Below are 15,355 nucleotides of genomic sequence, written 5' to 3'. Positions count from 1 at the left end.
AACCCCTCCGCGGTAAACCGGCGAGATGGGCGGAAGGTTCCGGGCGATTGAGCTTTCGAACTAAAGCTGCATTCGCCGCGGCTCTTGGGCAATTTTTCAACCACTGACGAAACAATTGCGCTCGATCCCCGTTTGCCCGTCATGGTGGGTATTGGGATTGCCCATGCTTAAGGAGGCGACGATGAGCGCAACCGGCCTGGAAGTTTTTGACAAAACCCTGCAAACAACACACATCTGGCTGGACGAGATCATGGCCGACCACGGGCCCGATAGGCGCGTTGCCTGGCATATGCTGGGCGCCGTTTTGCGCACTTTGCGAGACTGGCTGCAGATCGAACTGGCTGCCAATTTGGGAGCGGAGCTGCCGCTTCTCATACGCGGCGCCTACTATGATCGGTATCGGCCGCATAATCTGCCGACCAACAGCCGTTCATTGGAGGAATTCCTGCAGCGCGTGGCCGAGGAGATGAAATCCACTCGACCCGTGAATCCCGAGGATGCGACGAGATCTGTGTTCAAAGTTCTCGCTCGGCATGTCGACCTCGGCCAGTCGGCGAAAGTGCGAGACGCTTTGCCGAAACACATCCAGGCGCTTTGGCCCGAAAGCGTCGGAGTGTAGTGGCAGCAAAGACAAAGGTCGGGCTGCCGATGTGATCTTCAACTGGCTCCGCCCCAGCCGGTCAGTCCTTTTGCTCGCGATACAAGCGCTCGGTCGCCCGATCGCTTTCTCTGCGTTCTGCCGGACCGCGATCGCGCTGCGTGAGGAGTGCGTAGGCGATCAGGATCGCCAGCAATAGCGGGCCGCCGGCAACGACGATCAACCACATGCTGTTCTCGAACATGGAACATCTCCTTTCCCTCATTGTCGAGAAGGTGGAACCGTTCCTCCCTTCTGGTGCAGGGGCGGACAGCACGGTGTAGATATCTTCAACCGAATGACCTGTGCCGCCAATTCAACCGTTGCGTTCGTATGTCCCCACCAATTCTGCTTCCTCCAGGACATGTTTTTTGGCTTCTTGCCAGATGCGCTCCACGCCCGCGGACCCCGGAATCGCGAGGCTCGGCGTGTCGAGCGCGGCAAGTCGGAAATGGTAATGATGGATGCCGTGCCCGATCGGCGGTTCAGGACCGTCATAGTAAGCGTTGCCAAAGTCGTTTGTGGCTTGCCTGAGCGCTGCAGGACCAGGCTTGCCACTCTCAGCGTCGGGCAGTTCGCCGACGTCAGGCGGGATGTTGAACACTGCCCAGTGACCGAAGGTTCCGTTCGGCGCATCGGGATCCTGCACGACGAGAACGAGGCTCTTCGCCTTATCCGGCACACCCGACCATTTCAGCGGCGGGGACACGTTCTTTCCATCACGGGTATATCTTTCCGGAATTTTTCCACCCTCGGCAAAGGCGGAACTGCTGAGCGTAAGCGGCATGGCTCATTCCTCCAAAAAACGGCTTGTTCGTGGCGTGCTTGTGCTCGGCAAGCGCACTGATGGAGGAATGGACGTCCCTCGGAAACGTTCCATTGTGCGAACCATTGGCTGGCTGGTTTTCAGGCTTTGACGATATCTGTCTGGACCCCTAACATCTGGTCTCAGACTCACTACGTGTTGAGAGGGAACCACAAAGGCTTTCCGACAGTTGAATGAAGAGGCGACAGCAACCAGACCGGCCGGGGCGAGGATACCATGCGCGAGAACCACTCCGACGTCTTCGATCTGTTTTCGGAGATTTACACGAATGCGGCGCAGGAGGAGATTAGCATCCAGCAATATCTCCTCGCCTGCCGTGAGGATAAATCGATGTATGCCTCGGCGCCCGAACGGATGGTCGAGGCGATCGGCGAACCCACTCTGGTCGACACCAGCATGGATGAGCGGCTCGGCCGCATTTTCGCGAACAGGACAATCAAGGTGTATCCCTCCTTCGCCGAGTTTTATGGCATGGAGGACACGATCGAGCGTATCGCCGGCTATTTTCGCTACGCCTCTCAAGGGCTTGAGGAGCGCAAGCAGATTCTTTACCTGCTCGGCCCTGTCGGCGGCGGCAAGTCCTCGCTGGCCGAACGGCTGAAGAAGCTGATGGAGCAGCGTCCGATCTATACGCTGAAGGTCGGCGACCAGATCAGCCCGGTTTTCGAATCGCCGCTCGGGCTTTTCCATCCCGACCGCATGGCTGACCTTTTGGAGGACAAATACGGCATCGCGCGGCGCCGGTTGAACGGCTTGATCTCGCCGTGGGCGGCCAAGCGCCTCGATGAACTGTCCGGCGACATCTCCAAGTTCAGCGTCGTCAAGCTGATGCCTTCGCGGCTGCGCCAGATCGGCATCGCCAAGACCGAGCCAGGCGATGAGAACAACCAGGACGTTTCGGCCCTGGTCGGCAAGGTCGACATAAGACAACTCGAGCATTTCAGCCAATCCGATCCGGACGCCTATTCCTACAGCGGCGGCCTGAACCGGACCACGCAAGGGTTGCTTGAGTTCGTCGAGATGTTCAAGGCGCCGATCAAGGTCCTCCATCCGTTGCTGACCGCTACCCAGGAAGGCAGCTACAACGGCACGGAAAACTTCGGATCTTTCCCTTATCAGGGCATCGTCGTAGCCCATTCCAACGAATCGGAATGGCTGCAGTTCAAGAACAACAAGAACAACGAGGCGTTCCTCGACCGTATCCTGGTGGTCAAGGTGCCATATTGCCTGCGGGTCACCGAAGAAAGGCAGATCTACGAAAAGCTGCTGCGCGAAAGCGAGTTGGCCTCCAGTTCTTGTGCTCCGGAGGTCCTGGACATTCTCAGCCGGTTCACCGTATCGACGCGTCTGGCCGAGCACGACAATTCGCCGCTCTACACGAAGATGCGCGTTTATGACGGCGAAAACCTCAAGGACATAGATCCCAAGGCGAAGTCGGTTCAGGAATACCGCGATGCCGCTGGGGTCGACGAAGGGATGACCGGCGTCAGCACGCGCTTTGCTTTCAAGATCCTGTCGCAGACATTCAACTACGACACCAAGGAAGTGGCCGCCGATCCCGTGCATCTGATGTACATTCTGGAGGAGGCGATCAAGCGCGAGCAGTTCCCAAAGGAAACGGAAGCTGCTTATCTCGACTTCATAAAGTCCGAACTCGCCCCGCGTTATGCCGAGTTTATCGGCCATGAGATCCAGAAGGCTTATCTGGAATCCTACAGCGAATACGGCCAGAACCTGTTCGACCGCTACATCGCCTACGCCGACGCCTGGATCGAGGATCAGGACTACAAAGACTCCGACACCGGCCAGATCCTCAATCGCGAGGTGCTGGACAACGAACTGTCGCAAGTCGAAAAGCCGGCCGGCATCGCCAATCCCAAGGACTTCCGCAACGAGGTCGTGAAGTTCACGTTGCGCGCCCGGGCCAGGAATAATGGCCGCAATCCGTCATGGACAAGCTATGAAAAGCTGCGCGAAGTCATCGAAAAGCGGATGTTCGGCCAGGTCGAGGATCTGCTCCCGGTGATCAGCTTCGGCTCCAAGCAGGACAGCGTAACAGAGAAGCGGCATACCGAGTTCGTGCATCGGATGGTCGGACGCGGTTACACCGAACGTCAGGTCCGCCGGCTGGTGGACTGGTACATGCGGGTGAACAAGGCGGGTTGAGTCCGGCCGGGATGGTTCCATGCCGATCTTCATCGATCGCCGACTGAACCCGAAGGACAAGAGCCTCGGCAACCGCCAGCGCTTCCTGAAGCGTGCGCGCGAGGAACTGAAGCGAAGCATCCGGGATCAGATCCGCACCGGCAAGATCGCGGATGTGGATGCCGAGCATGCCGTCTCCATGCCAGCGAGGGGCACAGCCGAGCCGAGCTTCGGCGATGCGAAGGACAGCGGCAGGCGGCAGCACATCCTGCCGGGCAACAAGCATTTCGCCCCAGGCGACCGGGTTCCCAAGCCCGGCCAGGGCGGCGGCGGCTCGTCTCCCGGGAAAGCGGTCTCGGAAGACGACTTTCGTTTCGTGCTCTCGCGCGAGGAGGTGCTCGATCTCTTCTTCGAGGATCTCGAACTTCCCGACATGGTCAAGCTCAATCTCAAGGAGATACTTGCCTTCAAGCCGCGCCGGGCTGGGTTCGCCGCGACCGGTGCCCCAACCAACATCAATGTCGGGCGCACGATGCGAAACAGCCATGGTCGCCGAATTGCGCTCAGGCGTCCCAAGCAGGGGGAACTCGATGCGATTGCGGAGGAACTCGCAATCCTGGAGGCAGAGCCCGCGAGCGCGGCGGCAGGCCAGCGCATTACAGCGTTGCGGGAAGAGCTTGAGCGACTTGAGCGCCGCCGCAAGCGGATCGCCTATGTCGACCCGGTCGACATCCGCTTCAACCGTTTCGACTTCCGGCCCGTGCCGAATGCCAATGCGGTCATGTTCTGTCTCATGGACGTATCCGGCTCAATGGGCGAGCGCGAGAAGGATTTGGCCAAGCGCTTCTTCGTGCTGCTGCACCTGTTCCTGAAACGGCGCTACGATCGCACCGAAATCGTCTTCATCCGTCATACGCACGAGGCGCAGGAGGTGGACGAGGAAACCTTCTTCTACAATACGCAAAGCGGCGGTACGGTCGTTTCCACGGCCCTCGAAGAGATGCACCGCATCATCGAGCAACGCTATCCCAGCAACGAGTGGAACATCTATGCCGCCCAGGCATCGGATGGCGACAATTTCGTGACCGATTCCGAGCGCTGCATAGGCCTCATGGACAGCCAGATCATGCGCCTGTGCCAGTATTTCGCCTATGTCGAGATCATCGACGAACGCGAGAGCCATATTTTCGGCACCACCGACAATGGAACCTCGCTCTGGCGCGCCTACAATGCTGTCAACCAGAGATGGCCGAATTTCCAGATGAGCCGCATCGCCAACGCAGCCGACATCTATCCGGTCTTCCGCCAGCTCTTTGCCAGGCAGCCGGCCTTCCAGAAGAGCGCTTGAAGGTGAGCTGATGGCGAACCAGACCAGCAAATTCGGCCAGACCAGCAAATCCGGCCAAACCAGCAAATCAGGTTTGCTCTTTTCGGGGTCCGACTGGGATTTCAAGACATTGTCGCGCGCCTACGAAGCGATCGAGGCGATCGCGATCGAAGAGCTTCACCTTGACGTCTATCCAGTGCAGATGGAGATCATCTCGTCCCAGCAGATGCTCGACGCCTATTCCTCGGTCGGCATGCCGCTGATGTATCGCCATTGGTCCTTCGGCAAGCATTTCCTCTATCAGGAATTGCTCTATCGCAAAGGCGGGCGGGGGCTCGCCTATGAACTGGTCATCAATTCCAATCCTTGCATCGTCTACCTGATGGAGGAAAACACCATGGCCCTGCAGGCCCTGGTGACAGCTCATGCAGCACTTGGCCATAATCATTTCTTCAAGAACAATCATCTGTTCCGGCAGTGGACGGATGCCAGCGCGATCCTGAGTTATCTTGATTTCGCCAAAGGCTACATTGCCCGCTGCGAGGAGCGGCACGGCGTGGCCGCGGTGGAGGCGATCCTCGACTCGGCCCACGCGCTGATGGAACAGGGCGTGTTCAGATACCATCGGCCGCCGAAGCTGTCGTCGGAGCGGCAGCGTGAAGGCATTCGCGAGCGCCTGGAGTACGAAGAGCGTTCCTACAACGACCTGTGGCGCACGCTCCCGCGTTCGAAGGACGGGACCAAGGCCAGCGAAACGGACCTCGGCATGGCGGAGCGGAAGAAAACGCTCAAGCTGCCCGAGGAGAACCTGCTCTACTTCCTGGAAAAAAACAGCCTGGTCCTGGAGCCTTGGCAACGTGAAATCATCAGGATCGTCCGCGTCGTCGCGCAATACTTTTATCCGCAGCGGCAAACGCAGGTGATGAACGAAGGTTGTGCCACCTTCGTGCACTACACACTCATGAACATGCTGTTCGATCGCGGCCAGATCACCGAAGGCGCGATGCTGGAAATCCTGCGCAACCATTCGAACGTGATCTTTCAGCCGGCTTTCGACGATCCGCGGTTTTCCGGCATCAATCCCTATGCCTTGGGCCTCGACATGATGCAGGACATCCAGCGCATATCGACTGAGCCGACCGCCGAGGATCGTGACTGGTTCCCCGATATAGCCGGCAACGGCAATTGGCGCGAAACCCTGCTCGACGCGTGGGCGAACCATCGCGACGAATCTTTCATCCGCCAGTATCTGAGCCCCGCCCTGATGCGGAAATGGCGGTTCTTTATCCTCGCCGATGCCGCCAGCGAACCGCATTACGAAGTCGCGTCGATACACAATGAGCGTGGCTACGAAAAGATACGCGCCGGGCTCGCCCACAGCTACGACATCGGCGCCAGCCGGCCGGATATCCAGGTGGTGGATGTGGACCTGCTCGGCGACCGACAGTTGCGACTGGAGCACAAGGTGAAGAACGGCATCGTGCTGGAGGAGGCCAGTCGCGACGCGACACTGCGCCATATCCGTCGCCTGTGGGGCTATGAGGTCAGCCTGGCGGCGATCGATGCGCAAACGGGTGGGACGCTCAACGAACGTTCGACCAGCCAAATCGGGGAATGACCAACCGGTCTACAGCCAATCGCTGCAAAGGTCCGCGCCGTTTCGCCATGCGTCAGCGCAGCCTCTCGTGATCAAGCTTGCTGTGGGTCCGATGCCCTGGCCGTAGGACCCGGGAAGGTCGGTTCCGTGGGAATCTCGGGTGGTGTATCGGGAGGAATTTCGACGGGCTGCCTTTCCGGGCTGGGAACGGGATCAGGCGAAGGCGGAGGAACGCCCGGAGGCTCATTCGGCGGAGTTTCCGGCGGAGCAGGCGGCCGCGCAGGCTCAGGATTGGGATTATCCGGTATCGGCACGGGATTGTTCGGATCAGGATCGGGCATGTCCGTTTCCTTGAGGAGGATCAGCTGGGATGTTCCTCGAGGAGGATCACCTGGGATGACAACCATCGTGCCTAGCGATGGTTCCCTGCCGTCACGGACGTGGCCATTTTGGTGAAGGCCGATGGCACGGGCGCGCCGGCCGAACGACAAATTCGGCGCGGTTCAATGTCAGGCGGCATTGGAAATGGGACGGTGCCTCCACCGTCGTCACCTTTACCGGGTCGGGGAGCACTCTATGTACGCTGCGTATTGCGAGGCAGGGAGTAACAGCATGCGCGCATTCATGATTGTCGCCCTTCTTCTGGTCGCAATCACGATGGCTCTCTCGCTCGCGCACGCGTTGGAGTTGCCCGGCAAGTTGCGCCTCAAGGAGGCAACCTACAAATCTGTGCAGGCGATCTACTATCCCGGCTTCACTGTCGGCGGGTTCGCCGAGATCGGCGGCATCATTGCGCTCGCCATCCTGCTCTACCTGACGCCTTATCCAGGCGCTCGATTCTGGTGGACCTTGATGGCACTTGTCTTCTTGGTGGCGGAACATGCGACCTATTGGTTGGTCACGCATCCCGTCAACAATTTCTGGATGCAAGATATCGCTGTATCGAAACCAGCCGCGACGTTTTTTTCAATGCTCCCTCGGAAGCAAAGCCGCGACTGGAGGGACTTGCGCGACGTTTGGGAAGCCTCTCACGTCGCCAGGGCAGGCCTGGCGATGCTGAGCCTGATCTCAATTGCTGTCGCCGCGACATTTTTTGCTGGGAGTGAATAGCGCGGAGGGATGGCAGCGACGCTATTTGTTCGTCCGCATCTTTTGCCTTGGATTGATCCCGCCAAGGGCGTTCGTGTCGTTCTCGACATCGCCTTCGATCGTGTTTTCGCCTTCGAGCACGAGTTCGTCGCCTTCCTTGATCGTGCCCTTGGAGGTCCCGATACCGGGATTGTTCCTCAGATCGGCATCGCTCGGCTTTTTCCATTTTGGATGTTTGGTTCCGCTCATGGCACAACTCCTTCGAAAAGGGTCCTGTTCTAGAAACAGCAGGGCGCGATGAATGTTCCGCCGAAACGCACCTTGATGCGGCTCTGCCGTGAGGCGCTAAAGCCCGAACGGATAGGTGTCGGGAACGCCCGTTCCGACATGCTCCGGCCCAAGCGGCGTCACCGCGGCGGTCTCGTCAAACCAGACGAACGCGTCAAATTGCTGGGAAAGAGAGGCATCCGCATAGTGGCTGCGCAGCTCGGTCTCCGGCCGATAGATCACGCCGATGAAGCGCTCCAGCCGACGCTCCAGAAGCCGTTCGCGCAGCGTGTCGTCGCGCTTGATGTCGAGCAGGAAACGCGAGACGCCGCAGTCGTGGCAAAGCCGCTCGTAGCTATCGCTATGGGAAGGCCGCACCCGCTTGATTTCCATCTCGCCGTCCCAGTCGGAGGCCGCGGCCACTGTCCCGGAATGCGTGCCGAGCCCGATCAAGGCTGCCCCGTCGCCGAAACGCTGGCGGCAGAGCTGGCCTATGTTCACTTCGTCCCTGACAATTCCCATCTCGGTATAGCGGGCGTCGCCAATATGGGAATTATGCGCCCACACGACCGCCTTGGCGTTCGGCCCGCGGGCTTCCAGCAGATGCTCGAGCGTCTCGAACATATGGGTGTCGCGCAGGTTCCACGACTGCGCGCCGCCATAGTACATGATCCGATAGTAGCGTTCCGCGGAAGCGATCAGCCGGGCATTCTGGGTGACATCCAGAAAATCGACGCCGTCCTGCTGCGCATAGTCGAGCTGTTTGGCAAGCAGTTCGCGGCATTGTTGAAGCACGGCCTGCTCGCATTTCTCGTAACCCGATGTGAGCGCGACACGGCCATAGGTGGATGGCTCGTTTTGCCAGGGCGTCAGGCAGCCATAGCGTTCACGTGCGATTTTTGCTGCCTGCGGATCGACCCGGTCGAGATATTGCAGGACCGCGGCGATCGATCCGCTCATATTGTAGATGTCGAGGCCATAGAACCCCGCCAGTCGGGACGATATCCTGATCCTTTCATTGTGTTGTCGCATCCAGTCGACGAACGCTGCAACGTCCGTGTTGCGCCACATCCAGGTGGGAAACCGCTGGAACGGCGGATCGGCGTCAGCCCGTGACGGCCGATGGCGGACGTAGCGATCGATCGCCGCTGCATCAGGCCAGTCGGCCTCGACTGCGACGATGGTGAAGCCGTGCTTCTCGATGAGCCTGCGGGTGATCGCCGCGCGGGCCCGGTAGAACTCCGATGTGCCGTGGCTCGCTTCACCGAGCAGGACGACGCGCCTGTCGCCAAACCAATCGAACAATTCGCCGAACGCCGGATCGTCGAAATCCGGCAGCGGTTCGGCCGCCGCCGCGATCATCTCCGGCAGGCTGCGCGTGCGCGCGCGTCCGGACGGACGATCCGCGAGGCTGCCATTCTCGGGCCAACCCTGCTCGCCGATGAGCGGGACAAACCGCACGCCGCCGAAATCCTCCTCGCTGTAAGTTGCAGCGCCGGTTCGGGTGACCTTGAGAAGGCGCTGATCATGCGGTTCGTCGCCGACCGGGATGATGAGCCTGCCGCCGACGTCGAGCTGCTCCTGAAGCGCAAGCGGCGCACCGGGTCCGCCGGCTGCGACCAGAATGGCGTCGAAGGGCGCTGCGTCGGGCCAGCCTTTGGTGCCATCGCCGGTGCGAACTTCGATATTGTCATAGCCAAGCTCTTCGAACCGCTGTCTCGCCGTTTCGGCCAATCCAGCGTGGCGTTCGATCGTGTAAACGCGTTCGACGATCCGGCTCATCACGGCAGCCGCGTACCCTGAGCCGGTGCCAACCTCCAGGACATGGTCGCCCGGTCCGATCTCCGCCATCTCGATCATCAATGCGACGATGTAGGGCTGCGATATCGTCTGGCCCTCCGCAATCGGCAGCGGCCCATCCTCGTAGGCGAATTCTTCAAAGCCGGGTGCGACGAAAGCCTCGCGCGGAACCTCACGCATCGCTTCCAGCACCTCGCGGTCATGGATACCACGGCGACTGAGATGGACTTCGACCATTCGGTTGCGTGCATCGGGAAGATCGAGCATCTTTTGCTCCTCTTGCCAGCTGACGGCCCTCCGCTCCGATTGTGCCCCCAATCGTGCCCAAACGGCAACAATCCCTCCATCGGCGTGCGCTTTGGCCTCGGCAGCGCTTGATCTCATTTTCCTGCGGCTCGTCTCCTTAACCGTTGGCGAGCTTCCAGGTTCCTGCAAAAGAGCGATTGGCAGGCGCAACGACGGTTCCAGCCGAACTTATTTCCGTGAAAATCCTTTCTCCGGGGCGATGCCACTCCAGATATCGACAAGCGAACGCATTCTGGAGACGTTTCGATGAACGACGAGGCTCGGACCATTACGCAGACAACAGGCCTTGATCAGGTCAATCTCATGAACCGCTATTGGCGCGCCGCGAACTACATTTCGGTTGGCCAGATCTACCTGCTCGACAATCCGCTCCTGCGCGAGCCCCTGAAAGCCGAGCACGTCAAGCCGCGGCTGCTCGGCCATTGGGGCACGACACCCGGCCTCAATTTCATCTACGTCCACCTGAACCGCGTCATCCGTGAGCGCAGTCTCGAAATTCTGTTTATCTGCGGCCCAGGTCATGGCGGCCCGGCGATGGTCGCGAACACATGGCTCGAGGGCACCTACAGCGAGATCTATCCCGAAATCGGCCAGGGCGAAGACGGCCTGAGAAAGCTCTTCCGGCAATTCTCCTTTCCTGGCGGCGTGCCTAGCCATGTGGCGCCCGAAACGCCCGGCTCGATCCATGAAGGCGGAGAACTGGGATATGCGCTGGTCCATGCTTTCGGCGCGGCCTTCGACAATCCCGATCTGGTGGTCGCCTGCGTCGTCGGCGACGGTGAGGCGGAAACCGGTCCGCTCGCGGCGGCATGGCACTCCAACAAGTTCCTGAACCCGGCATCCGACGGCGCCGTGCTGCCGATCCTGCATCTCAACGGCTACAAGATCGCCAACCCGACAATCCTAGCCCGCATGGATGACGTGGAATTGCGAAGCCTGTTTGCCGGCTATGGCTACGAACCATTTTTCGTCGAAGGTCACGAGCCAATTCCCATGCATCGGTTGATGGCCACGAAGCTGGACACCGCGCTGGACAGGATCCGCTCGATCCAGAACCGAGCCCGTGCTTCGGGCTGGCAGGGAGAGCGTCCGCTGTGGCCGATGATCGTGCTGCGCAGCCCGAAGGGCTGGACCGGACCGAAAGAGGTCGATGGCAAGAAGGTCGAGGATTTCTGGCGCTCGCATCAAGTGCCGGTGTCGAATGCCCGCGGCAACGAGGCGCACCGCAAGATCCTCGAAGACTGGATGCGGAGCTACGAACCGGAAAAGCTGTTCGACGACAGCGGGCGTCTGCTTCCAGACCTTGCGGCGCTTGCGCCAACCGGGTCCAAGCGCATGGGCGCAACCCCATACGCCAATGGCGGATTGCTGAAGCGCGACCTGGTGCTTCCCGATTGGAAAAGCCTGGCGCTCGATGTGCCGCGTCCAGGAGGCGCCAAGGCCGAGGCGACGCGGATTCTCGGAAGCTATCTCCGCGACGTCATACGCCTGAATGCTGAGGCCAGGAATTTTCGGCTGATGGGACCGGATGAGACATCCTCCAACCGCCTTGACGACGTCTTCGAAGTCTCGGACCGGGTCTGGATGCAGCGGATCGAGCCCTATGATGTCCAGCTCTCCCGTGACGGCCGCGTCATGGAAGTGCTCAGCGAGCATCTCTGCCAGGGTTGGCTGGAGGGCTATCTGCTGACCGGCCGCCATGGCCTGTTCTCCTGCTACGAGGCGTTCATCCACATCGTCGATTCCATGGTCAACCAGCATGCGAAATGGCTGAAGACATCCAGAGAGCTTGCCTGGCGCAAGCCGATCGCTTCACTCAATTACCTGCTGACCTCTCATGTCTGGCGGCAGGATCACAACGGCTTCAGCCACCAGGACCCGGGCTTTGCCGATTTCGTCGCCAACAAGAAGGCCGATACGGTCAGGCTCTATTTCCCGCCGGATGCCAACACACTGCTCTGGATCACCGATCATTGCCTGAGAACCTACAACCGCATCAATGTGATCACCGCCGGCAAGCAGCCGGCGCCGCAATGGCTGTCTGCTGAAGACGCAGAAACGCACTGCAGGGCGGGGGCGGGGATCTGGGAATGGGCTGGGACGGTTGCGGAGGGCGAGGACCCGGATGTGGTCATGGCCTGCGCCGGCGACGTGCCGACACTGGAGACGCTCGCTGCCACCGACATTCTGCGCTCGGCGCTTCCGGACCTGAAGGTTCGCGTCGTCAACGTGGTCGACCTAATGACGCTGCAGTCGAATTCAGAGCATCCGCATGGCCTCGCCGATGAGGATTTCGACGCGCTGTTCACGAAAGCCAAGCCGGTGATCTTCGCCTATCACGGCTATCCCTATCTCATCCACCGCCTGACCTATCGACGCGCCAACCATGACAACATGCACGTGCACGGTTTTCGCGAGGAGGGCACGACGACCACACCGTTCGACATGGTCGTGCTCAACGAGCTCGACCGTTTCCACCTGGCGCTCGCCGCGATCAAACACGTGCCTGGGCTCGCCGAACGGGCGAAAGATCTTGCCGTCGAACTTCAAGCGAAGCTTGTGGAACATAGGGCCTATGTCCGCGAGCACGGCGAAGACATGCCCGAGATTCAGAATTGGAACTGGCCCCAAAGCGGTGCGACAAAGGCCGGCGATTGATGCGACAGGCAATTCTCGCGCTGAACGCCGGCTCCTCCAGCATCAAGTTCGGACTATACGACCTTGAACCCTCTGGGGAACTGCAACTCGTCTCGCGTGGTGCGCTGGATCTCGGCGACGCACCGAGGCTCAGCGCGAAAGCGGCCGACGGAACGGTGCAGCGTGATCGGCCGCTTGCCGGGGATGCGCACGAGGCCGGCATCGGCGCGTTGCTCGACTGGATCGAGAGCGAGCTTGGCGGGCGGAAACTAATCTCCGCCGGCCACCGCATCGTGCATGGCGGGCGCGAATTCGTCGAACCCGTCCGTCTGACGCCTGATGTGATCGAGGCCTTGGACAGGCTGACGCCGCTCGCTCCGCTGCACCAGCCTCGCAGTCTCGCGCCGATCCGCACACTTGCCGCGCTGCGGCCGGATCTGCCGCAGGTCGGATGTTTCGACACAGCTTTCCATCAGACGATCGATCCGATCGTGAGCCGCTTCGCGCTGCCGCGCAAATACGATGCGGAAGGGATCCGCCGCTACGGGTTTCATGGGCTTTCCTACGAATACATCGCCGGGCGGCTCAAGGAGATATCGCCCGCTCTTGCAGCGAAGCGGACGATCGTTGCCCATCTCGGCAGCGGAGCGAGCCTATGTGCCATGCACGACGGAAGAAGCGTCGATACGACGATGGGCTTTTCCGCGCTCGACGGCCTGGTCATGGGCACACGCTGCGGCGCCATCGATCCGGGCGTGCTCTTGTACTTCGTCCTGGAAAGAGGCATTGCGGCGGAGGCTCTGCAGCACATGCTCTATGAGGAATCCGGGCTGCTCGGAATATCCGGCATCTCAGGTGACATGCGCACGCTGGAAGCGAGCGACGACCCCCACGCGCGCGAAGCGGTGAGCCTTTTTGCGTTCCGGGCCGCAAGGGAGGCCGCCGCGCTCGCCAACACTTTGGGCGGCCTCGAATGCCTCGTGTTCACCGCCGGCATTGGCGAGCGCTCGGCGCCGGTCCGCAAAGCAATATGCGAAAGGCTCCATTGGCTTGGCGTGGCGATCGACGAGCCATCCAATGCCTCGCATGCCGGGATCATAAGCCGGCCGGACAGCAAGGTCGAAATACGCGTCGTCGCGACCGACGAGGAGAGCATCATTGCCCGCCACACGCGGGTGCAAGGGAATGCTCGATAACGCAATCAACGGCACGGTTTCCAACGCAAGGAACCCTGCGCGCCCGCGCCCGTTTCCCCATCTGATTACCAAAGGGAGAAATCCAATGGCCGAGACCACCAGTACGGCAGGCGCCTCAAAGGCGACAACCGAAGCCCAGGAGGCGATGAAGAAGCAGATCGCTGAGCTTCGCCGCGAAATCACCAAAATAAATCGGACCCTTTCCGACCAAGCCGAGGAGGCACAGGGCTGGTACGATAGCGCGGCCGACCGGGCCTCGCGTGCGGCCCGACAATTGCGCAACCAGGCGCACACCGTGTCTGAGACTGTCCAGCAGAACCCAGGCACAATGTCTTCGGCGATGGTGCTTGGCGGCGTATTCGGTGTCCTTCTCGGAATTGTGATTGCGAAGAGTTCCGAGCCTGAGCGGCGGTGGTTCTAGGGACAGATGACCACCTTGCAGTGCCGAGCCTGGCTATCGGCAATCAAGCATGGCTTTTGCGCTATCGGCATCCGTTACGATGACCGTCGCCAACCCGGCCCCCGCCACAGCTAGAAGAATGGCATGTTTGTGCGTCCCGCCTGAGGCGATGATGCGGCAGGGGATATTGCGGTAGTCTTCGAGCTCCGGCGAAAGCACCTGGCGGTTGAGAGGGTGGTCCACAGGCTTACCTTCGGCATCGAGATAGCGGCCCAGGAGGTCGCCGACGGCGCCGGCGGCAATGAGATCACGCGCATCCGTTCCCTCAGGCAGGCCGTAACGCACTTGCAGCGATTGCCGCGATACGTCCCCCACGCTCAGATAGGAGACATCCACATCATAGGTGCGGGGGAATATCCTCTGGAACACCGATTGGGAAATGATCGCCTCGCGCGATTGCGGGCTCTCGGCGTAGATCGGCGCCGCGAAATAGCAGCATTGCGCGCCCAGGACCTGCGCGAAGCCGCGGACGATCTCGAATGTGTTGATCTCCGAGCCGCGCGTCAGTCCGCCCATCATCGACCGAATCTCCATCTGCGGCTCGCTGACGGCCGTCATGTGCCGCACGGTTTCCCGCAACGTCGCTCCCCAGCCGACGCCGATGGAGGCAGTCTTGCGGCTTTGAATCAGCCGGTCCAGATAGGCGGCCGCACCCCGTCCGATAACCGAGTGCACCAGCCGCGGGTCGCCCGGCGTCGGCACCACGACGGCATCCTGAAGGCCGAACCGGCTTCGCAATTCGGCCTCGAGTTCGATATTGGCGGCAAGCGGCGAGCTGAAGCCTATCCGCACGATCCCTTCCTCAAGAGCTGCGGCAAGAAGCTCGTTGACCCTGCGGCGGGTGAGATGCATCCGCTCGCCGATCTCAGCCTGCGTCAGACCCTCCACATGATAGAGCCATGCGGCCCTGATCATCAGCTCCTGCTGGTCCATGCGCTTTCCTCCTCCCCGCGCCGTGGCGGCTTTCGGTTACAAACGTCACACTAGTGTAGCATTTGTAACTTACGAATCCCGGCGATCTGTTTCCGGCTGACTGGCCGATGTCAGCAAGGAAGTCATGGCCGTTTA

At 60.5% G+C, this 15,355-nt stretch carries 13 protein-coding genes; 8 read left to right on the top strand and 5 right to left on the bottom strand.

Features of this window, described 5'->3' with window-relative positions:
- Positions 1-181 precede the first annotated feature (181 nt).
- On the top strand, positions 182-619 hold the full coding sequence (locus RPG13_RS27305; RefSeq protein ID WP_095489250.1) for a DUF2267 domain-containing protein: 438 nt from the start codon (positions 182-184) through the stop codon (positions 617-619).
- A 61-nt stretch (positions 620-680) separates the two neighbouring features.
- Here RPG13_RS27305 and RPG13_RS27300 read toward each other — a convergent pair whose 3' ends face one another.
- Together RPG13_RS27300 and RPG13_RS27295 are read right to left on the bottom strand one after the other, a co-directional pair.
- The gene (locus RPG13_RS27300; RefSeq protein ID WP_095489090.1) at positions 681-842 is read right to left on the bottom strand and encodes a hypothetical protein; all 162 of its coding nucleotides are present in this window, start codon (positions 840-842) and stop codon (positions 681-683) included.
- A gap of 111 nt (positions 843-953) precedes the next feature.
- Positions 954-1,424, bottom strand: coding sequence for a YbhB/YbcL family Raf kinase inhibitor-like protein (locus RPG13_RS27295; RefSeq protein WP_126105491.1), 471 nt, complete (start codon positions 1,422-1,424; stop codon positions 954-956).
- Between the two features lie 255 nt (positions 1,425-1,679).
- On the opposite strand from RPG13_RS27295, the gene RPG13_RS27290 reads away from it, so the two are divergent.
- From RPG13_RS27290 to RPG13_RS27275, 4 genes are all read left to right on the top strand, one after another.
- On the top strand, positions 1,680-3,629 hold the full coding sequence (locus RPG13_RS27290) for a PrkA family serine protein kinase (RefSeq protein WP_126105492.1): 1,950 nt from the start codon (positions 1,680-1,682) through the stop codon (positions 3,627-3,629).
- Between the two features lie 19 nt (positions 3,630-3,648).
- Complete coding sequence (locus tag RPG13_RS27285) at positions 3,649-4,956, top strand: YeaH/YhbH family protein (RefSeq protein WP_126105493.1); 1,308 nt, start codon at positions 3,649-3,651, stop codon at positions 4,954-4,956.
- Between the two features lie 10 nt (positions 4,957-4,966).
- A complete protein-coding gene (locus tag RPG13_RS27280) occupies positions 4,967-6,553 on the top strand; it encodes a SpoVR family protein (RefSeq protein WP_126105494.1) in 1,587 nt (528 codons plus the stop codon).
- A gap of 591 nt (positions 6,554-7,144) precedes the next feature.
- Entirely contained in the window at positions 7,145-7,642 is a 498-nt protein-coding gene (locus RPG13_RS27275) for a DUF1772 domain-containing protein (RefSeq protein ID WP_127291830.1), read from the top strand.
- Between the two features lie 21 nt (positions 7,643-7,663).
- Here RPG13_RS27275 and RPG13_RS27270 read toward each other — a convergent pair whose 3' ends face one another.
- Both RPG13_RS27270 and RPG13_RS27265 read right to left on the bottom strand, forming a co-directional pair.
- The gene (locus RPG13_RS27270; protein ID WP_027151394.1) at positions 7,664-7,870 is read right to left on the bottom strand and encodes a hypothetical protein; all 207 of its coding nucleotides are present in this window, start codon (positions 7,868-7,870) and stop codon (positions 7,664-7,666) included.
- 96 nt (positions 7,871-7,966) lie between these two features.
- Positions 7,967-9,955, bottom strand: a complete 1,989-nt coding sequence (locus tag RPG13_RS27265; RefSeq protein ID WP_292220321.1) for a protein-L-isoaspartate(D-aspartate) O-methyltransferase — start codon at positions 9,953-9,955, stop codon at positions 7,967-7,969.
- A gap of 285 nt (positions 9,956-10,240) precedes the next feature.
- Here RPG13_RS27265 and RPG13_RS27260 point away from each other — a divergent pair, with 285 nt between their 5' ends.
- From RPG13_RS27260 to RPG13_RS27250, 3 genes are read left to right on the top strand one after another with little or no spacing between them, the layout of a single operon-like run.
- Positions 10,241-12,652 (top strand): phosphoketolase family protein, encoded by a 2,412-nt coding sequence (locus tag RPG13_RS27260; protein WP_292220319.1) that lies wholly within the window; start codon positions 10,241-10,243, stop codon positions 12,650-12,652.
- Positions 12,652-13,827, top strand: coding sequence for an acetate/propionate family kinase (locus RPG13_RS27255; RefSeq protein WP_292220317.1), 1,176 nt, complete (start codon positions 12,652-12,654; stop codon positions 13,825-13,827). Before RPG13_RS27260 ends, RPG13_RS27255 begins: the two co-directional genes overlap by 1 nt.
- Positions 13,790-14,248, top strand: coding sequence for a hypothetical protein (locus tag RPG13_RS27250; protein WP_337127103.1), 459 nt, complete (start codon positions 13,790-13,792; stop codon positions 14,246-14,248). The genes RPG13_RS27255 and RPG13_RS27250 overlap by 38 nt, the downstream gene beginning before the upstream one ends.
- A gap of 33 nt (positions 14,249-14,281) precedes the next feature.
- On the opposite strand, the gene RPG13_RS27245 is transcribed toward RPG13_RS27250, so the two are convergent.
- On the bottom strand, positions 14,282-15,220 hold the full coding sequence (locus RPG13_RS27245; RefSeq protein ID WP_292220313.1) for a sugar-binding transcriptional regulator: 939 nt from the start codon (positions 15,218-15,220) through the stop codon (positions 14,282-14,284).
- Positions 15,221-15,355 lie beyond the last annotated feature (135 nt).

Origin of the sequence: Mesorhizobium sp. ISC15 (assembly GCF_037162615.1) — a bacterium.
Lineage (GTDB): Bacteria > Pseudomonadota > Alphaproteobacteria > Rhizobiales > Rhizobiaceae > Mesorhizobium > Mesorhizobium mediterraneum.
This window is presented reverse-complemented; position numbering and strand designations above follow the sequence as displayed.